Genomic DNA, 20,707 nt, shown 5'->3' on the forward strand with positions numbered 1-20,707 from the left:
TTAAGTTACAATAACATTACTAAATAACGATCAAAATTATAAATTGGTCAGTTACATAATATAAGCTTAATGAAATTTATAGAGATGATAATTAGATTCTGGAGGTAATGATATTGAAGGTACTAGTTACGGGTGGTGCAGGTTTTATAGGTTCTAATATTGTAGATGAACTGATTAATCAAGGACATGATGTTGTTATTGTAGATAATCTATCGACAGGTAAAAAAGAATTTATTAATGAAAAAGCAACTTTTATTAAAACGGATATTAATTCTGATGCAATCGAAGAAGTATTTAGACTGCATAACATCGATATTGTAATACATCATGCGGCTCAAGTTAGTGTGAGTGAATCTATGAAATATCCTCTACTAGATCAAGAAATAAATATAAGAGGTACTCTTAACGTTCTTCAATGTTGTGTGAAATATAATGTAAAAAAAATAATCTATGCATCCTCTGCGGCAATTTATGGCACACCAAATTATTTGCCAATTGATGAGGTACATGCTATTTGTCCACAATCATTCTATGGAATATCGAAACATGTGCCTGAGACATATATTCAAACATTTGCTAGGTTATATGGTCTAGACTATACAATATTAAGATATGCTAATGTCTATGGCCCTCGCCAAGATCATTTAGGAGAAGGTGGTGTAATTTCAGTTTTTATAAATAAAATACTGAAAAATGAGATTCCAATTATTCATGGGGATGGTAATCAAACACGTGATTTTATATTTGTATCGGATGTAGTGAGCGCAAATTTATGTGCTCTTTCACTAGGGAGCGGAAAAGTAATAAATATAAGTAATAACACAACTATCTCACTAAATGAGCTTGTTTATACTATGGGTGAAGTAGTTAACAAAAAAATAAACCCCCATTACACAGATGTAAGGCAAGGCGATATAAAAGATAGCAGCCTTAATAATGTGCTAGCCAAAACTGAGTTGGGATGGGTACCTAAGTACAAATTGTATGAAGGGCTATTAAAAACATTTGAATTCTATAATAATTATCAGAAAATTTTAATTTGAAAGGGTCACATAAATGAACTCAATGAATCGATCTCGATATCTAAATAATTTTATAAAGTATAGATACCTGCTTATACAACTTGTGCAAAGAGATTTTAAAGTCAAATACAAACGTTCCGTATTAGGTATCGTTTGGTCTTTATTAAATCCATTGTTTACTATGATGATTTTGACGTTGGTGTTTTCTACTTTGTTCAAGTCAAATATTCCGAATTTCCCAGTATATTTTTTATGTGGATCCATAATGTTTAATTTCTTTTCAGAATCTACCAATCTTGCTCTCGGTTCTATCTATTCAAATGCATCATTAATAAAAAAAGTGTATTTCCCTAAATACATGTTTCCATTCTCGAAAAATTTGTTTAGTCTTGTTAACCTTTTCACTTCGTTTCTTGCAGTTATCATAGTAATGATCGCAACGAAGACTGCTTTTCACGCAACTATGTTATTAAGTTTTATACCTATCATGTATTTATTTATTTTTACGGTCGGAATCAGTTTAATACTGTCAAGTGCAGCTGTATTTTTTAGAGATTTAGCTCATTTATACAGTATATTTATGACAGCACTAAGTTTCTTAACTCCTATTTTTTATCCAATAGAAATTTTACCTGAAAAAATATTACCTTTAGTTGAATTAAATCCAATAACACAAGCCATTCAGATGATACGGCAACTAATATTGATGCAGGAAATTCCAGACTTTCAACAAAATATAACTATGCTAGGATTTTCGTTAATTACATTATTGCTAGGAGTTTTGATATTTTATAAAAAACAAGACAAATTTATACTATATATTTAAGTGTGAAAGAGGAATAAAATGGACAATATTGTGATTTCAATAAAAAACGTATCTATAAAATTTAATATGCAGGTTGAGAAAATTGACTCTTTAAAAGAGTATTTTGTGAAATTACTTAAAGGTAAGATTAAGTATAAAGAATTTTGGGCACTCCAAGACATTAGTCTAGATATCCGAAAAGGCGAAGTTTTTGGGTTAGTGGGGTTAAACGGCGCTGGAAAAAGTACGTTACTGAAGGTTATTGCGGGTGTGATGAAACCTACCTTGGGGAAAATAAGTGTGTCAGGTTCAATTGTACCTCTTATTGAACTTGGCGCTGGATTTGATATGGAATTAAGTGCACGGGAGAATATTTATCTTAATGGTGCAATTTTAGGGTATAAGAAAAAGTTTATAGAAGAAAAATTTGAAGAAATTGTTGATTTTGCGGAAACGAGAGAGTTTTTGGATGTACCACTTAAAAATTATTCATCCGGAATGCTTGCAAGAATTGCATTTGCTATTTCTACAGTTGTGGAACCAGAAATATTAATAGTGGATGAGATACTGGCGGTAGGAGATTATAAATTTCAAGAAAAATGTATGGCTAAAATTAATAACATGTTAGCAAACGGGGTTACAGTGTTATTTGTATCGCATAGTTCTTCGCAAATTGAACAGCTTTGTAATCGTGTTGCATATCTAGACAAAGGTAAGCTAATAGAGGTAGGCCCAACAAGTAAGGTGTTAGAAAGATATCTTAAATAATATTAAAGGGTGGAGTTCCATGTTTATAGAGCGTTTGGAATTCGGTAATGAATCAGAATATAGTGCGCTGGAAGGATCTATACATCTGGGAAGATACTTACTGGCAAAACAATATTGTCATAATAAAAAAGTTCTTGATATAGCATGCGGAGAAGGCTACGGTTCCTTCGTAATGGCTGAAAAATGGGGTGCTAAAGAAGTTGTTGGAATAGACATTTCTAAGCATGCAATAGAAAAGGCGAATAATAACTTTAGATTGAACAATACTAGTTTCTTCACTATGAATGCTGAAGAAACTGGTGGTTTTTTTGCAGCAAACTCTTTTGACGTGATTGTATCTTATGAAACGATTGAGCATCTAGCCAATCCAAAAGCGTATTTAGCCAATTTGAGAAAATGGATAAAAGAAGATGGCATCATCATTATTTCTTGTCCAAATGATACATGGTATTATTCTTCTGATAATGAATCGAATCCCTTTCATGAAAAAAAATATACTTTTAGTGAATTTACTGATTTATGTGAATCTGAATTAGGTGAACCAAGAGGGTATCTTTACGGGATGCCAACTAGTGGGTTTTCAAATATTAGTATAAATTCTAGTTTACTTAAAAATAATCAATTCAGTATGAATGATATGTTTAACTATAAGTTGCCTGATGTAGCATTATTACCATCGATGCACAACATAAATGAAAAAAATGTTAGTTATTTTATAGGTGTTTGGGGACCCGATCAAATAGGAATACAAGATACTTCTTGTATATATGGTACTTCAATGGATGAGTCTCGAATTGTAGCTCATTCAGATTATATTAAGATAAAAGAGAAAGTTAGTTTATTTGATAATGAAAAGAAACGATTATTGTCATTGATTGAACAATTAAATGAAGAAGTGACTGTACTAGAGAAGAAATATGTATTAGCTGAAAGACAAAGTAAAAAGCTTGCACTGGCTGTCAAAGGAACAAACAAAGAGAATGATTATTTAAAACATATAATAGGGTTGAATCAAAATTCAATTCCGCAAAACGATATAACTGCTAGAACAATAGCTTTGGAAAATGAATTACACAGTTTATTAAATTCGAAAAGTTGGAGAATCACCACACCATTAAGGAAATTATTTGGGTTATTCCGACGGTAGGAGGCAACTATATGTCTAATCTTAATTACGGAGTGGATAGGACATCCTATTTTTATAGTGCATTTGATAATATGCTAGAAAGTGATAACTTTGTACTCCATGGTAGTAATATTGGCGATCAAGGTGAAAATCTTACTATAACCTTTTTATCCTTAAATAGACCACTGCTTTCAATTAGGTTATTACAGTCTATTAATACGTTTATAGCGAATTTTAAAGGTGAAGTTGTTATAGTTGATAATGGTTCGGAACAAGTGGAATTAGAAAAAGTAAGAGAGATTTGTACGTCACTTCCATTCAATTGCAGAATTATCGAGTTGAAGACTAATTACGGGGTAGCTGGCGGACGAAATCGAACTATGGAATTTATAAACACTGAATGGGTAATGTATTTGGATAATGATATTTATTTTATTAATAATCCTCTTTCAGCGTTACGTAATGAAATATCACTTTTAGGTTGTCACTTTTTGAACCTTCCATTGCTGGATAGTGATGAAAAGCAAATATTTGCATTGGGTGGACACTTATTTGTGGAATCTAGTAGGGGAGAAATTAATGTTGGCGGTGGCTCCTGCTTCAAACAGATGGATAGTCAACAATATATAGCGGAGCTTGATAAGCCTTTTCTATCGAATTTTTTATTTGGTGGAGCCTCTATTGTGAAAAAAGAAACTTTTTTAAAGCTTGGTGGCTTTGATGAAGGTATGTTTATTGGTTTTGAAGATACAGATTTTTCAATAAGATTATTTAGAGAAGGTTATAAAATTGGGAATTCAAGTACCTTTGCTCTCGTACATGATCATCCAGCGCCTGAGTTAAATGCTGATATTGATTATGAGAAAAAAAGATTCTCAGTGAATATTATTGAAAAATCAGCTAAATATCTAGAAAACAAATATGGATACAAAATATGGAGTACAAATTTAATAAAGTGGTTAGAAGAAAAGAATAAACTGGTTGGAAATGTTGTAGATTTAGAACAGGCCGAGCATATTATAGCTCAGAAAAAGCCGAAAATTGCTCTTATTACTGATGTTGATTATTGGGCATTCGGGAATATTGCGCGCCAAATAGAAAAACATCTTAGTGAAGATTTTGAAATAATTATGGTTAGTTTTCAGGATTGTGAGTGGGATCCAGTAAAGTTGTTATTTAGAACAGCTGATTGCGATATCCTTCATTTTTTTTGGAGAGAGATGATACCACATTTTACAAATCATTTATCTCAGAACTACTTTTTTAAGGTTAACAATGTATCCTCAGCTGATTTCATAGAGGAGTATCTTTATAATAAGATCCTTTCTACATCTGTATATGATCACTTGTTCTTGACTAATACAGAAATAAGTAAACGTATTGATCTATATGAAAAATTTAATTATTACGTATGCTCGAATAAGCTAGATGAGATTTACAAAACGATTAACAGTTATCCTAATCCACACATGGTTATTGAAGATGGAGTGGATCAATTATTATTTTACCCTATAAGCTTAGCTAGATTTGAAAGGTATAATAGACCATTAGTTATTGGTTGGGTTGGTAATAGCGAATGGGCAGCTGATAGTTTGGAGGATTATAAGGGATTTAGAACAATTGTTGAACCAGCAATCGCGGAACTTCAAAAAGATGGGCTGATAATAGAAGGGAAATACTGTGATCGTAAAGATGGATTCGTTTCTCATGAGGAAATGGTGAACTATTATGCTCAGGTTGATGTAATTGTTTGTATGTCGAAAATAGAAGGAACTCCTAATCCGGTATTGGAAGCAATGGCATGCGGGGTTCCGATTATAACTACAGATGTAGGGATAGTTCCTCAGGTGCTCGGTCCCAAGCAACAAGAATTTATTGTAGCGGAAAGAACAGTGAGTTCTCTACAAGAGAAAATAATGCAGATTGATCAAAATAGATATCTATTAAAAGATTTGTCCGAAGAAAACCTTAAGTACATAACGCCATGGTATTGGACTAACCAGTGTTTGAAATTTAAAGCTTACTTTGAGTTATTGCTTAGTAAAGTTAAACAAAATAATAAATAAACAAGGTGATTTCAGTGAAAATATGGATACTAACAAGTGAATATCCTCCTGATTATGGTGGAGGAATTGGAATGTACGTGAATCAGGCAGCATCTATGTTTGCAGGTGCAAATCATGAAGTTACAGTTATGGTAAGGGATCCTCATAATTCATCAATAGAGCATCCAGAGATAAATTTACGGTTAGTTAGATTCTTGCATATGCAGGGTGAGTATTATTCATACTTAGGTTATTGGACTGCTTTAGCCTATCAATACGCAGAAGAAGTAGTAAAACAAATCGAATTAGACGGTGTAAAACCGGATATTATTGAAGTTCAAGACTACAATGGTATTGGTTACTATTTGCTATTACGGAAATGGCAATTTGATCCTATCTTAAAAGATATACCGATCGTATTACATCTTCATACGCCAACATTTGAACTAGACAGAGTAAATCAAGCCCCCCAGTATAAATACCCAAATTACTGGATTGGTCAAATGGAAAAGTTTTGTATGAAAGCAGCAGACGCATTGCTTAGCCCAAGTTACTTTCTGAAAGAACAAATACAGCATATAGCGCCTAATAATCCAATAGAGGTAATTCATCTTCCTTATGAATTAGATGAGTATAATGCTGGATATAAACGTGAGATCGATTCTGATACCTTTCTCTACTTCGGAAGAACAGAATATAGAAAAGGTGTTCTTCAAATGATTAAAGGGGCAGAAACGCTTTGGAAAAAAGGTGAACAATTTAAACTTAAGATAATCGGTGGTGATTCTTACTTTCATCCAAAATCCAGGATGCTTGGTGAAATACTTAAGGAACAATTTAGGAATAGGATAGAAGAAGGGAAATTAATTTTTCAAGATGCTATTCCACCTAGAGATTTAAATCCGGAGATACTAAAGGCAAGAGCGGTTATTATTCCATCTTTATATGAAAATTTCCCATACACATGTTTGACATCGATGTGGCTAGGTGCCCCTATGCTTGTATCTAAAGCTGGAGGACAAGCTGAAATGGTAGGTAGTGATGGAAGTGCTGGTTTAATATTTGATTGGGGAATAGAAAATGATTTTAGTGAAAAACTAGAATCATTGATTCATACAACTTCAGATCAATTAGAAAGCTTTAGTCGTAGTTCACATGGTAAAATAAGGGAATTATGTAGTATGGACAAAAATGTTGGAATGAGAATAGAGTTTTTTGAGAGAGTTATTCATTCCAGCCTACAAAAAAGTACTCGTGTGTTTCCTTCTATGTTGGAAGGAGTACTAGAAAAAAACTATCATACCGCGGTGGATAGTTCAAAAGGATTACTATCTATTGTAATACCTTACTACAATCTAGGGGAACATGTAGAAGAAACAATAGATAGCGCTCTTCTGACGGAATATAAAAACTTTGAAATTATTATTATAAACGATGGTTCGACTGACATCCAAAGTATAGAGGTGTTGAATAAATATAGAGATAATGATAGTAGAATAAATGTAATTGATATAGAGAATAAAGGATTAGCAAATGCACGAAATATAGGAGCTTCTATCGCAAAGGGAGAGTATATTGCTTTTCTTGATGCCGATGATCTAATTGAACCTACATTCTATCCTAAAGCTATTAATATTCTTGAGAGTTATGAAAACGTATCTTACGTATATTGTTGGCTGAGATACTTTGGAAATTTAGATAACGTCTGGCCGACCTTCAACGTAGAGTTTCCATATATGCTTGCTTCTAACATGCTTGCGGCGTTTGTGGTTGTGAGGAAAAAGGATTTTGTGAATTTCGGCCAGAACAAATTAGACATGGAATATGGTATGGAAGACTATGAAGGTTGGATGGCTATGTCAGCAAGAGGTTGTATCGGGGTTAGTATCCCAGAAGCACTCGTGAAATATAGAGTGCGGAGCAACTCGATGTCTAGACAGTTTAATCGAGAGATGATTCTTTATCTAAGACAACGTCTTGCTCAATTTAATCCGGAATTATACCAAAAGTATGGTTTAGAGCTGTTTAGCTTAATTGATGCAAACGGACCTGGTTATTTGTGGGATAATCCGACCTTGAGTTATCCAGAGATAGGTTACGGCTCTAATGATGCAGCAGCAATAAGCGATATTAATTCAAAAAAACATGAGCTAATGAGAATTGCACATTCAAAGTGGGGCTCTCGTATTATTAGGCTTTGTTTTAAGTTGAAACTTAATAAAATATTGAAATGAGATTAGTATTGTGAAGGTTTACTTTATGCATGTAAATAATTAAAGGGTAAAAACTAAGATACTACTCTAAATAGAGAAAACAAGAGAAGTATACCTATTTAAATCTGAGGTGGGAATAATTGAGTGACAATCCGCTTGGGGAGAAAAGTGAATTAAGATTTAGTTATTATGCATTTGGAATTTCTGTTTGCTTATTACTGTTATCTTTTTTTACTGAAACATTCTTTAGTCAAGGCATTAATAGTCAGTTTGGTTATATATCATCGAAAATACTGTACTTTATTATATGCTATTTTATATCCAAATTCTTATTAGAATTCATGGGATATCTAAGTGAAGCATTTTATAAAGAATGGGCTGTTAATTTTTTGTGTGTTTTTATTCCTTTATGTGTTTGGTTATTCATGAGTTGGCCTGGTATTTACACTTGGGATGAATTTTGGGTCTATGAATCTGCAACAAAGTTTATAATAGAGAATTGGCAGTCCTACATGACTTCTTATTTTTATATTATGAGTATGTACTTATTCCCTTCTGTCGGAACAATTGTTTTCATACAAGTGTTGTTTATGTCATTTGTATGCTCGTGGTTCGTTACTAAGCTTAATGAGAAATTTAAGATAGGCAATTATAAATACTTGATTTTTATATTTATAAGCTTATGGCCAGCAATTGTATTTAGTACGTTATTAACCTTTAGAAGCACGATGTTAGGTATTTTTGAGCTATGGTTAATAGGCATTATTTATTTTAATACAGATAAGTTATATACTAAAAAATCAATGATTTTATTACTATTATTGACTGTAATCTTATCGACTTGGCGTGTAGAAGGTATATATCATATAGTCTTTATTACGTTGTTTCTATTTGTAAGACGAGGTAAAGTTGTAATAAAACAAGTTTTAATTTTTGGTATAGCTGGTCTTGTCACTGTACTTTTTTTGAATAATATATACGGAACAATAAAAAAAGATGATTATACAAAAATGAAATATGAACTAACTGCTTATATGAACCCCTTATCAAATTTGTTAGCAGATAAGAATGTGAATGTTAGTAATATTAATTTTGATATACTTAATTTAGTGGTGGATATTGAAAAGACGAAAGATCAGGCATATCACTATGAAACTCCAAGTTTCTGGGGTGGCGCTGTTAGAGCAGAGTTTTCAAAAGAACACTTCCTTGAATTCAAAAAGGAGTACATAAAGCTAGTCATACAAAATCCGGATATCTTTTTGGCTGCGCGAATGAGAACATTATTAGGAGCGTCTGGATTTTCGGATAATGGATATTACACGAGTGATTATATCAATAATTATTTAAAAAATAAGCCAGAGAATAAAGCTGCAGAACTTATGATGAGCAACAAGATGAATTACCCACTAAATACATCTTTTAGAGAAGCAGCAGTATCATACTTAGAACGTAGTAAGTCCAGAATGGGATATATTGATTTAAAATTAATATTTTGGAATTTTATTCCTATTATATTCATTCTATTATTTATTATGATTAGGGTAAAAAGTCTTAAGGATCCGCTTTTGTGGATGTGTTTGTTAATTTTAGGACGATTGCCTATCCTATACTTGACACAGCCAGGAAGTTATTTCATGTATTACTATCCGCTGTATCTTTCTGGAATATTTATTATTATTGTTTATGTTATTGAACGACTATATAAGAGTAAGAATTAAGTTGTGAATAACTAAAGTGTTTGAATCTACTTGTTTGAATCTACTGTAGGAAAGCTGGATGGAAATGATTAATGAGTGGGCAAAAATTAAAAACTTTATTGTAGTATCCGGAATAGGGTGGATGATTGATTTACTTGTTTACTCATATTGTATCCATTATTCGGAAATGAGACCACTCTATTCAAACTATATCGGTGCTGTGCTAGCAATAACGTTTGTCTATTTTACCTCGAGTCGAAAAATTTTCAATGTAGATAATGGATTCCTAATCAGAGGCTTCACTGCTTACCTAGTGTACCAAGCCATTTCAATTACATTTTTCTCACTTGTTATTGATTTAGGGGTAAATGAGTTATTAAATTTGAATATCATTTTAGAAACATGGGCGGCGCTTATGGTCAAAATAACTGTAACGCCAATTACATTAGTTACAAATTATTTATTTATGCGATATATTTCGAAAAAATACTTAAAAGTAAATTTAACAAATTCACTATAGAAAATAAATCGGGGAGTTAATATAATGAAAGAAAAAATACTTGTGTTTATTCCTATGTATAATTGTGAAAAGCAAATAGTACGTGTATTAGATCAATTTACGGAGGATATTAATCAAGTTATTGATGAAGTAATTATTGTTAATAATCGAAGTACAGATAATGGTGAACAGGCTGCAATAAACAAAATCCATAAAATATCAGGAGTGAAAGTAACCTTACTTAGAAATGTTGGGAATTATGGCTTGGGTGGTTCACATAAAGTAGCGATTGACTATGGTATGAGGAATGAGTTTAATTACTTAATCGTTCTTCATGGGGATGATCAGGGAGATATTCACGATATCCTTCCACATTTAATTAATGGGGAACATATGGAATTTGATTGTTTACTTGGTGCCAGATTTCAAAAAAATTCAAAACTCCAAGGATATTCTTGGTTTAGAACTTTTGGAAATCGGGTATACAATACTTTGTTTTCGGTGGTTAGTAAAGAAAAGATATATGATCTCGGTTCAGGTTTGAACTGTTATAATCTTGAACTTTTCAAAAACAAGTACTATATTAAGTTTCCAGATGATTTGACATTTAATTATTGTATGATTCTTGCAAGTATATATTACAAACAAAAAATAAAGTTCTTTCCTTTAAGCTGGCGTGAGGATGATCAACAATCTAACGTAAGGTTGTTTCGTCAAGCATTTAGGGTTCTAAATTTGTTATGGCTATTTGGTAAAAACAAGTCCAACTTTTTAAAGTCTGAGCATCGAAGCAAAGAAATCGCATCCTATGAAAGTGAGCTAATAGCTAGTAATTTGAAGGAGACTTTTAGTTAATGGAGTCAGTATACCAAAAGGTGATAGTTAACAAGTTTTTTAATCTAATTTTCTTTGTGTTTATTGTTGCAGGTACTCTATTTACGGTAAAATCATTATACAAAATGAATTTTACAGAGATATTTGATACGGAATATATTAGGTCTATTGTTTTGTTTTTGATATTATATTTCACTGCCCATTTGCTAAGGGTAATTAGGTTATACATATTATTGATTGAAAATAAAATTAGCGTTACTAGGCTACTATCTGTTTACTTTATTACATCATGGGTCAATTTTTTTATACCATTTAAAGTGGGTGAGCTATTCAGGGTTACTGAAATTGGGCGTTTATGTAATAGTATACGTAGAGGCATTGTTGCAATTTGGATCGAACGTTTTTATGATACAGTTGTATTATTTTCATTAATTACAGGATATCTGTTATTATCGAATAACTCTATTGCTAAGTATTCTCCTATTTGTGTATTGTTTATTATGTTTATTTCATTTTCAATATTGTATTATCTTGAGTTCCCGTTTACGAATAAATATATTAATAGATTGATCATGAGTCGAAGCCATTCAATTAGGGGCGTTTACTTGCTTAAATTAAATGGGTTTCTAAAAAAAACTCATGATGACATGAGAGATCTGATACAAGGTAGATCTGCTTTAGTTTTGTTTATTTCGATTTTTATTTGGTTATTAGAAATACTTGCAATCTCTTCATTCACGAGCAATATTAGCTTACAATCATTAGTCAAAAGTTTTTTGGTTTTAATAAATGATTCTTTCTTCTCCATTTCAAATACAGAAATAGATTCTATTCAATTATACAAGACTATTGGTCTTTTCGCACTGACACTTACTGCATGTCTATTTCTTGTAGTCGTTATTAAGAGACGGTTTATTGAATTGTTTGGTAATACTAATAGCGCAGCGGGCATCAGTAGGTACCGTATAAAACCAAATACGTTTTATCAAGATAATATGGAGGATGAATCTTGACCTAACTTTAGATGAAATGGAGTTTTATGCGATATGAAACAAACTGTTTATTTTATTTATGACGATAGTGATATGTTACCTAGTTCTATCTCGTCTGTTGTAGGTGAACGTCAATTTGGGGACATTATCTATAAAAAGATTAGGTTAAAGGATAGAATAAAGCAGTTAGTTGATCAAGTTGGTAATAATAAATATATCTGTTTTTCAACGCAAGAGGATAAAAAAATAATAAGTAATTTGATTAAAGAAAGGAATGAAAATTGTTTAATTATACATTATTATTCTAAGGCAGTTATTGTAGATTTTCAAAAGTTTGAAATATTGATGAATAAAATTATTTTCTCACAATCTACGCTTGTGAATAGAGAATATGATCCATTCATGTTGGTTTTTAATGATATCAATAAGTATGCACAATACTTACAGTTAATAAATCATGATGCAATAATAACCAAGGATGATCTAGGGTCAGATTGTCAAGTATTTAAGCCTAGCGAGTTTGCTATTGATATTTCAGACATTTCATCATTCTTAAACTTTTTTACTGGTGGTTTCGAGGCTCGTTACTTCAATCAACTGATGGGGGATAAACATACCTTAACAAAAAAATCGTCGGACAAAGAGAAGATAGAAAAAGAATATAAATTTTATCAATTAATTCCGGTTAGTATGAAATCATGGTTTGTTATGCCCTATAATTTCACAACGGAACAAAGTTATGCAACCTATACAATGGAACGGTTGAATATTCCTGATATGGCATTACAATGGATTCATAATTCTGTTGAGATAAATCAGTGTAATATCTTTTTGGATAAAATATTTACATTCATCACTTCAAGACCTGTACGAGAAATAAATAGAGGTGAATATATCTCAAGATTCTCAAAGCTGTATCTTGAAAAGATAGTTGAAAGAATTGACAAACTTAAGCAAATGGAAGCTTTCAATAAACTTGATATGTATATCACTCAAGGTACTTCATTCACAATAGATATGATTATAGAGCGTTATGTTTCGTTATTTAATGAATTAAATCACCAAGTGAAGTCTTACAATGAAGTGATTGGTCATGGAGATCTGTGTTTTTCCAATATTCTTTATGATAAAAATACAATTATGATGAAGTTTATTGATACAAAAGGTGCACTAAAAGAAGCAGATCTATGGACAGATCCATATTATGATTTAGCTAAACTATCACATTCTATTCTGGGTAATTATGATTTTATCAATAATGAACTTTTTACAATTGCACTTGATAACTCATTAGCGCTTCAATTGAGCATAAAATCAAAGAATTCGATGCATCATCAACAGCAGTTTATCGAATGGGTAAATAAAGCAGGATATGATATTAGAATTGTTCGTCTTTGCGAAGCTTCGCTCTTTCTGTCTATGCTACCTTTACATATTGACAATCCAAGAAAAGTACTGGGCTTCATATTGAATGCAATTAAAATAATGGAGGAGTTGGAACAGAATGACTGAGCAAAATAGAGGGACTTTAGTTGTTGATCTGGATGGGACATTATGCCCGATAAGAGGGCAGGACGAATCATACGATGAATTGATACCTTATCAGAAAATGATTGATAGAGTGAAGGAATGGAAAGAAGAGGGGTTTACAATATTAATATTTACTGCACGTAGTATGAGAACATATGAGGGGAATTTAGGACTAATTAATGCTAAATCTGCGCGTAGTATAATGAATTGGTTGGATAAATGGGAGATTCCTTATGATGAGATATTGTTTGGAAAGCCATGGCCTGGAAGGGATGGCTATTATATCGATGATCGTGCAATTAGGCCTGATGAGTTTTTGAAATATAATGAGGAAGAATTAAATGAATTATTGAAGAGAGGAAAGGATTACCTAACTAAGGAGGAGATTTTGTGAATATTGTAATTACTATGGCAGGTATGGGAAGCCGCTTTAGAAAAGCTGGATATGATGTTCCTAAATTCATGATAAATGTTAAGGGTAAGTCTCTCTTCTACTGGTCAATGATTAGTTTGAAATCATTTGATTTGTATTCATCTAATGTCATATTCATAGTACGTAAAGAAGATATGGCGTCCGAATTTATTCAACATGAATGTGAGGGCCTGGATATAAAGAAGTTTCAAATTGTTGAATTAGCAAGTTTAACGGATGGTCAAGCGACCTCAACATTACATGCTGAACCTCATTGGAACAATGATGAACCTCTGTTGATTTATAATATTGATACCCATGTAGACCCGAAAGAACTACACAAAGATATCCCTGATGTTGATGGTTGGATTCCTTGCTTTGAAGGTAAAGGTGACAATTGGAGTTTTGTAAGTGTAAACAATGGAGGGTTGGCTACAGAGGTTCGAGAAAAAACAAGAATTTCTAATCATGCTACCATTGGTTTATATTGGTTTTCTTCAGCAGCTTTGTATAAGAATATATATACAAAATATTATACGAAACCAAATAGGGAAGAAAAAGGGGAGCGTTATATTGCACCTTTGTACAATCAGCTTATTGAGGATGGACTTGCAGTGAAAATATTATCAATTCCAATAGATTCAGTTCACATACTAGGAACACCCGAAGAAGTGAATCAATTTTCTGAAAATAATTACGAACTAATGTAATAGTTGAAATGAACAAGAACAATCTTAAAAATGTATTTCATAGCTGTTGATTAGTCAAAAGGATATTATACCTGATAGCAGACCACACCACTTATGGTTTGAAAAATGAGATGTATGATCATACGAAATCGTTATTCTTTTGATGAGAAAGAATAACGATTTTTGGTTAATTTTAAATGAATGATCATTAATATAGGTTTAATTGGCTAAATGAGTTTATTTTTGCTGTTTTACCTATCACTTTTAAAATTTATTTGGGGTTATATATTACCTTTAATCAGTAAACATCCAGACACAAAATTTATTATGTTTTATTCTCCTTACTCTATTATTGAATTTAGACATTGGTATGATGCAGATCGTCAAGTTATTTTAGACATGTTTGAAGCTAAGCGTTACTCTTTTCAAGAGCTGAATAAGTTTGAGAATGTGGAGTTATACGATTTTTCTTCAAATCCCAATCTAACATCTGATCTGAATAATTATAAAGATGTTGGTCATTATTCTCATGAAATTAATCAATATATGGTTGAAGCTATAAATCGTAAGGAGTATATTGTTAATCATGAGAATTTAGAAAAAAACCTTAATAAAATAGATGAAAAAATCCGGAATTTTGATATGGATATGTTTTTGAAATTAAATACTACTTAGTAAAATCTAATCTGGTGAAGCTTTGTTGTGTAAATTGGTTTATTATAACAACTAATAATTTCTACAATTTTAATGAAAATATGATATTTTAGATGAGGTGAACTATGAAAGGAATCATCCTAGCTGGAGGAACAGGCTCCCGTCTATTTCCTTTAACCAAAGTCACTAACAAACATCTTCTTCCCGTTGGCAAATACCCGATGATCTTTCATTCTATTGCGAAGCTAAAGGAATCGGGAATTGATGACATTCTCGTAGTTACAGGCAAGGAGCATATGGGGGATGTCGTCAGCTTGCTTGGAAGTGGGAGAGATTTCGGCCTTTCGTTTACTTATAAGGTACAGGACGAAGCGGGTGGGATTGCACAGGCATTAGGAATGGCAGAGCAATTTGTTAATAATGAAAGAATGGTGGTTATTTTAGGTGATAACGTATTCGCTGATCGAATAACTGACTTTGTATCAAGCTATGATCGTCAGTCTCATGGAGCGAAAATATTAATTCAAGCAGTGAATGATCCACAACGTTATGGTGTACCTGAATTAAATGGAGACAAGATTGTATCAATCGAAGAAAAACCCGCAACGCCGAAGAGCAATTACGCAGTTACAGGCGTATATATGTACGATTGCCAAGTATTTGATATTATTCGCTCATTAAAGCCTTCTAATAGAGGCGAGTTAGAGATTACGGATGTTAATAATGCTTATATCGCTGCTAATTCCTTGTCTTACGATATATTGCAAAATTGGTGGACTGATGCAGGGACGCATTCTTCATATAGTCAGGCTAACGAACTTGCTAAAGAGATCGATTACGGTCCGCGATTTGGCGAGTTCAAAACGTGATTGGCGGTGATTTATGTTGAAGGTTTCGGACTCGAAACTATCAGGTGTGAAAATAATTGAACCAGTGGTATATGAAGATGAACGTGGTTTTTTTATGGAAAGTTATAATCAAGACGCATTGCATAAACACGGCATTGTTAATCATTTTATTCAAGACAATCACTCGCTCTCCTTAGAAACCGGTGTACTGCGAGGTCTCCATTATCAATTAATTCCCAGGGCGCAAACGAAACTTATACGAGTTACTTCGGGTGAGATTCACGATGTCGTAGTAGACATCAGATGGGGTTCACCTACTTTCGGGAAATGGCAAGGTTTTATACTATCGGCAGCGAATAAGCTGCAACTTCTTGTTCCACATGGATTTGCACACGGTTTCTGCACACTCGCACCTAACAGTGAAGTTCAATACAAAGTTGACGAGCTCTATTCTCCCGAACACGACAGAGGTATTGCCTGGAATGATCCTGCCTTAGCGATCGATTGGCCAACGTCCAATCCGATCACTTCCGACAAAGATGGGAAGCATCCAGTTCTTGCCGATGCAGAAATCAACTTTGTATATGAAGGGTGAGTTAAACGTGAAATTATTAATTACTGGCGGTGCCGGCTTTATTGGTAGCAACTTTGTACTGTATATGATCAAAAACTATCCGCAATATGAAATCATTAATGTAGATGCACTCTCGTATGCAGGCAACCTTGAAAATCTGCGTTCGATTGAGCAACATTCTAACTATACGTTCGTAAAGGCAGACATTACTGAACGTACTGCACTAGAACCGCTATTCACAGCTGGAGTCGATGCTGTCATTAACTTCGCGGCAGAGTCACATGTGGATCGCAGCATCATGCATCCGGAGATTTTCGTACAGACTAACATTGTAGGTACACAAACTTTACTTGAGTTGTCGAAGCAATACAATGTTGCTAAATTTGTTCAAGTCTCAACGGATGAGGTATACGGTACACTTGGTGAAACAGGTTTGTTTACTGAAGATACGCCGATCACTCCGAACAGTCCTTATTCAGCGAGCAAGGCTGGTGCTGATTTACTGGTACGCGCCTATCATGAGACTTTTGAATTAAACGTTAATATTACACGATGCTCCAATAACTACGGCCCATATCAATTCCCAGAGAAGCTCATCCCGTTAATGATTCAAAACGCTCTTCAGGATAAACCGCTCCCTGTATACGGTGACGGGCTGAATGTGCGTGACTGGCTATACGTAGAGGATCATTGCAGTGCAATTGACTTGGTGCTACATAAAGGATTAAACGGTGAAGTATATAACGTTGGAGGTCGCAACGAGCGGAACAACATCCAGGTAGTTCGCACCATTTTAGAAGAATTGAACAAGCCTGATACTCTTATTTCGTATGTCAAAGATCGTCTGGGTCATGATCGTCGTTACGCAATTGATGCGGATAAAATCCGTAATGAGCTTGGCTGGGAGCCAAAATTCGACTATGTGAATGGCATGAAAGAAACGATTCGCTGGTATCTTAGCAATAAGGATTGGATGAAGCAGGTAACATCTGGTTCTTATCAACATTATTATGATACGCAGTATAAGGAGCGTTTGGAGGCTGAGAAATGACAGCATCTAACTTGAAAATTGTCATTACCGGTGCAAACGGTCAGCTAGGTCGAGAGCTAAAGGAATGGTCTTCAGAAAAAGTGGAGATTGTTGGATTTGGTAGAGAGATGTTGGATATTACAAGTTTAACTGTATGCCGCAGTCTCTTTGCTTTACACCGTCCAGATGTAGTTATACATTGCGCAGCTTATACAGCCGTAGATAAAGCCGAGTCCGAACCGGATGAGGCTTTTCACGTGAATGCAGCTGCAACTCGTAATGTCGCGATTGCAGCTCGTGAAGTAGGTGCTAAGCTCTGTTATATTAGTACCGATTATGTGTTTGATGGAACAAGTGAAACACCGTACAATGAGTATGATCAGACGAATCCTCAGACTGTTTATGGCAAATCGAAGCTAGCGGGCGAGCAGATGGTGCAATCGCTGCATGATCGTTACTATATCGTTCGTACATCGTGGGTTTACGGAAAATATGGAAATAACTTTGTGAAGACGATGCTGAAAATAGCTGGCGAACGTGATCAACTTACAGTTGTAGCGGATCAAGTCGGATCTCCAACCTATACGTACGATCTAGCTGCTTTTCTGCTTGAGCTTGTAGAAACTGATTATTACGGTATTTATCATGCCTCTAATAGCGGAACCTGCTCTTGGTTTGAGTTTGCAAATGCGATCTTTGAGGACAGCGGCATCCATATCCAAGTAGAGCCATGTACAACAATGGACTATCCAAGACCTGCACCTAGACCTACTTTCTCAGTAATGGACCATTGCGCAATCAGAATCAACGGACTTAAAGACTTGCGTCCATGGAGAGAAGCGTTGAACCACTATCTCAAAGATAGGGAGTGATGAAGATATGCCTACAGCAAGTGTCTGTATCGTAACTTATAACAGTGCCGAAGATATCGAGACGTGCTTGAAGGCCGTTCTTGAGCAGAGATTTCCGCTCGACAAAATTGTTGTCATCGACAATGCGTCATCAGACGGAACGGTCAATCGAGTACTTCCGTTTGCAGATCGAGTCCAGCTAATAGCGAACAAAGTCAACAACGGGTTTGCCGGTGGCCAGAATCAGGCCATCCGTCAAACCCGTTCGGATTATGTGCTCGTATTAAACCCAGATGTGACGCTGGATCCACACTACTTATCTGAAATTATCGCATTCATGGAACGACAGCAGGAGGTAGGAAGTGCGACAGGGAAGCTTGTACTCGCAGATGATCCAGGTGTAATGGATAGCGCTGGATTAGCAATGAAGCGAACGAGACAAGCTTATGACCTTGCAGCGGGTGAAAAAGCATCGCTCTGGAACGTAGAAAAAGCCGTATTCGGTGTATCTGGCGCTGCGGCGGTCTATCGAACAGCGATGATTCAGGATATTGCCTATGAGGATCAGTTTTTCGATGAACAATTTTTTGCATACAAAGAAGATGTAGATGTCGCTTGGCGCGCGGGAACGCTAGGTTGGAAGTCATACTTTGTTCCTACTGCCCATGCCATTCACAATAGAGGCTGGAAAAAGGGAGGGCGCAGCAATATGCCATTGTTCGTGCGCAGACACTCCTACCAGAATCGATTCTTCACCTTGTTGAAGAATGAGCCCCTCGGCTGGCATTCCTTCACGATCCTCCCAGCCATTCTTGCAACAGAGCTTGTTAAGCTAAGTTATATCGTTCTTCGTGAGCCTGGCCTGTTAGCATGCTGGCCGTTTATCCTCCGCTCGCTTCCGAGCATGCTGCGTAAACGCAAATGGATAATGAACAAAGCAAAGACTTTACATGCTGAAGGTGCTGCAGCAAACAGAGAATAATATGTTTACAGAATATGATTTCTGAGTATTCAGTGAAAGAATCGCTCTACTTTAGGAACGACTGCGTGTTTGGTTGTTAACCTTACAGCCGGTAATAAGAGAATGAGCGTTATTAGCACCCCGACCACGATTAAGCTGATCTTTTCGCCCATTGTATTAATGCCGGAATAGAAGCCCTTATAGTCCAAGTACTTTATGATAAACCCATGCAGGAGATATACATAGATTGTTCTCTCGCCCATTTTACTGATTAACGGAATAGTCCGTCTAGGTGTTAACGATAAAAAGCAAATCGAAAGTATAAGGGTTACTGCATAAATGGCAGCTCTATAAATACCTGCATACCATTCATTATGATCAAGAGTGTGATAGGGAAACGATCCATATAACCACTCTACTCTAATGACTTGTCCGTAATAATAAATGAGAGCTAGGGAAGCGGTCATGATGATAATCGCTGCTGCTCTCATGGGAACTAGGAATAATTTATTCAGGTATTTCTTATCAAAATAATAACCGGCTAGAAAAAAAGGGAAAAATACAAACGCTCTGGAAACACTGGCGTAATAACCTGTGTCGATTGCGTAACCTATTAATATGGCCGCGATGATGGATATGGGCAATGAAAATTTAATTTTTACAACATAAGGAAGAATAACTTTCCATATAATCATGCTGAACATGAACCACATGATCCAGTAGGGTGTGAAATAAGTGAAAAATAGTTTTTCTCTATTAAAAATGAAATAATCAAACACTGAGTATGCTGATTCAAAGATAAGGTAGGGTATCAAAAGTTTACTAATGACTTTTTTTGCATAGTCTCTAGTGTTTATATTCTTAGAAAAATAGCCGGATATGAAAATAAATAAAGGCATATGGAAGAAATAAAGGAATAAGTAAAAGGCCTTTAATGTGGGACTCACCCCTATCAATGGCTCAATCGTGTGTCCAACGACTACAAGCAGTATGAGTATGATTTTGGCGTTATCAAAATAATAATCTCTCTTGTTCGGTCGATTCATTTGGTGTTCTCCTTTCCACATCACTCTTTAAAACTTATCTCAAAATGCCGCTTATGTCCAACCGGCTGCATACTCGTTAGTCAAGAGGAAATATTTGGGGTTCTCTTA

At 34.5% G+C, this 20,707-nt stretch carries 20 protein-coding genes; 19 read left to right on the forward strand and 1 reads right to left on the reverse strand.

Translation table 11 applies throughout. The features are described 5' to 3' along the window. Window positions 1-107 precede the first annotated feature (107 nt). The 19 genes from AC0YN7_RS14705 (at window position 108) to AC0YN7_RS14795 (ending at window position 19,574) form a co-directional block, all read left to right on the forward strand. Window positions 108-1,043 carry an NAD-dependent epimerase/dehydratase family protein gene (locus AC0YN7_RS14705; protein WP_475810767.1) on the forward strand — a complete coding sequence of 312 codons (936 nt, stop codon included), beginning with the start codon at window positions 108-110 and terminating at the stop codon, window positions 1,041-1,043. A 22-nt stretch (window positions 1,044-1,065) separates the two neighbouring features. Then, window positions 1,066-1,848, forward strand: a complete 783-nt coding sequence (locus AC0YN7_RS14710) for an ABC transporter permease (RefSeq protein ID WP_475810982.1) — start codon at window positions 1,066-1,068, stop codon at window positions 1,846-1,848. Between the two features lie 18 nt (window positions 1,849-1,866). Next, window positions 1,867-2,595, forward strand: a complete 729-nt coding sequence (locus AC0YN7_RS14715) for an ABC transporter ATP-binding protein (RefSeq protein WP_475810768.1) — start codon at window positions 1,867-1,869, stop codon at window positions 2,593-2,595. A 19-nt stretch (window positions 2,596-2,614) separates the two neighbouring features. After that, window positions 2,615-3,742 (forward strand): class I SAM-dependent methyltransferase, encoded by a 1,128-nt coding sequence (locus tag AC0YN7_RS14720; protein ID WP_475810769.1) that lies wholly within the window; start codon window positions 2,615-2,617, stop codon window positions 3,740-3,742. 11 nt (window positions 3,743-3,753) lie between these two features. Further along, window positions 3,754-5,787, forward strand: a complete 2,034-nt coding sequence (locus tag AC0YN7_RS14725) for a glycosyltransferase (protein WP_475810770.1) — start codon at window positions 3,754-3,756, stop codon at window positions 5,785-5,787. A 14-nt stretch (window positions 5,788-5,801) separates the two neighbouring features. Beyond that, a complete protein-coding gene (locus AC0YN7_RS14730) occupies window positions 5,802-8,000 on the forward strand; it encodes a glycosyltransferase (RefSeq protein ID WP_475810771.1) in 2,199 nt (732 codons plus the stop codon). Window positions 8,001-8,119: 119 nt separating this feature from the next. Further along, a complete protein-coding gene (locus AC0YN7_RS14735; protein ID WP_475810772.1) occupies window positions 8,120-9,700 on the forward strand; it encodes a hypothetical protein in 1,581 nt (526 codons plus the stop codon). A gap of 58 nt (window positions 9,701-9,758) precedes the next feature. After that, on the forward strand, window positions 9,759-10,199 hold the full coding sequence (locus tag AC0YN7_RS14740) for a GtrA family protein (RefSeq protein WP_475810773.1): 441 nt from the start codon (window positions 9,759-9,761) through the stop codon (window positions 10,197-10,199). Between the two features lie 24 nt (window positions 10,200-10,223). Further along, the gene (locus AC0YN7_RS14745; RefSeq protein WP_475810774.1) at window positions 10,224-11,033 is read left to right on the forward strand and encodes a glycosyltransferase family 2 protein; all 810 of its coding nucleotides are present in this window, start codon (window positions 10,224-10,226) and stop codon (window positions 11,031-11,033) included. Next, the gene (locus tag AC0YN7_RS14750) at window positions 11,033-12,025 is read left to right on the forward strand and encodes a lysylphosphatidylglycerol synthase domain-containing protein (RefSeq protein WP_475810775.1); all 993 of its coding nucleotides are present in this window, start codon (window positions 11,033-11,035) and stop codon (window positions 12,023-12,025) included. The genes AC0YN7_RS14745 and AC0YN7_RS14750 overlap by 1 nt, the downstream gene beginning before the upstream one ends. Before the next feature lie 33 nt (window positions 12,026-12,058). Next, a complete protein-coding gene (locus AC0YN7_RS14755; protein ID WP_475810776.1) occupies window positions 12,059-13,516 on the forward strand; it encodes a hypothetical protein in 1,458 nt (485 codons plus the stop codon). Continuing rightward, window positions 13,509-13,928, forward strand: a complete 420-nt coding sequence (locus AC0YN7_RS14760) for an HAD family hydrolase (RefSeq protein WP_475810777.1) — start codon at window positions 13,509-13,511, stop codon at window positions 13,926-13,928. The genes AC0YN7_RS14755 and AC0YN7_RS14760 overlap by 8 nt, the downstream gene beginning before the upstream one ends. Further along, window positions 13,925-14,656 (forward strand): glycosyltransferase family 2 protein, encoded by a 732-nt coding sequence (locus AC0YN7_RS14765; protein WP_475810778.1) that lies wholly within the window; start codon window positions 13,925-13,927, stop codon window positions 14,654-14,656. The genes AC0YN7_RS14760 and AC0YN7_RS14765 overlap by 4 nt, the downstream gene beginning before the upstream one ends. Before the next feature lie 210 nt (window positions 14,657-14,866). Beyond that, window positions 14,867-15,310 carry a hypothetical protein gene (locus AC0YN7_RS14770; protein WP_475810779.1) on the forward strand — a complete coding sequence of 148 codons (444 nt, stop codon included), beginning with the start codon at window positions 14,867-14,869 and terminating at the stop codon, window positions 15,308-15,310. Window positions 15,311-15,414: 104 nt separating this feature from the next. Beyond that, on the forward strand, window positions 15,415-16,158 hold the full coding sequence (locus tag AC0YN7_RS14775; RefSeq protein ID WP_475810780.1) for a sugar phosphate nucleotidyltransferase: 744 nt from the start codon (window positions 15,415-15,417) through the stop codon (window positions 16,156-16,158). A gap of 13 nt (window positions 16,159-16,171) precedes the next feature. Beyond that, window positions 16,172-16,732, forward strand: a complete 561-nt coding sequence (gene rfbC, locus AC0YN7_RS14780) for a dTDP-4-dehydrorhamnose 3,5-epimerase (protein ID WP_475810781.1) — start codon at window positions 16,172-16,174, stop codon at window positions 16,730-16,732. A 7-nt stretch (window positions 16,733-16,739) separates the two neighbouring features. Further along, a complete protein-coding gene (gene rfbB / locus AC0YN7_RS14785) occupies window positions 16,740-17,762 on the forward strand; it encodes a dTDP-glucose 4,6-dehydratase (protein WP_475810782.1) in 1,023 nt (340 codons plus the stop codon). Continuing rightward, window positions 17,759-18,613, forward strand: a complete 855-nt coding sequence (gene rfbD / locus AC0YN7_RS14790) for a dTDP-4-dehydrorhamnose reductase (RefSeq protein WP_475810783.1) — start codon at window positions 17,759-17,761, stop codon at window positions 18,611-18,613. Before rfbB ends, rfbD begins: the two co-directional genes overlap by 4 nt. A gap of 7 nt (window positions 18,614-18,620) precedes the next feature. After that, the gene (locus tag AC0YN7_RS14795) at window positions 18,621-19,574 is read left to right on the forward strand and encodes a glycosyltransferase family 2 protein (protein WP_475810784.1); all 954 of its coding nucleotides are present in this window, start codon (window positions 18,621-18,623) and stop codon (window positions 19,572-19,574) included. Window positions 19,575-19,603: 29 nt separating this feature from the next. On the opposite strand, the gene AC0YN7_RS14800 is transcribed toward AC0YN7_RS14795, so the two are convergent. After that, window positions 19,604-20,599 carry an acyltransferase family protein gene (locus AC0YN7_RS14800; protein ID WP_475810785.1) on the reverse strand — a complete coding sequence of 332 codons (996 nt, stop codon included), beginning with the start codon at window positions 20,597-20,599 and terminating at the stop codon, window positions 19,604-19,606. Window positions 20,600-20,707 lie beyond the last annotated feature (108 nt).

It is taken from the genome of Paenibacillus sp. J31R122 (assembly GCF_056269185.1).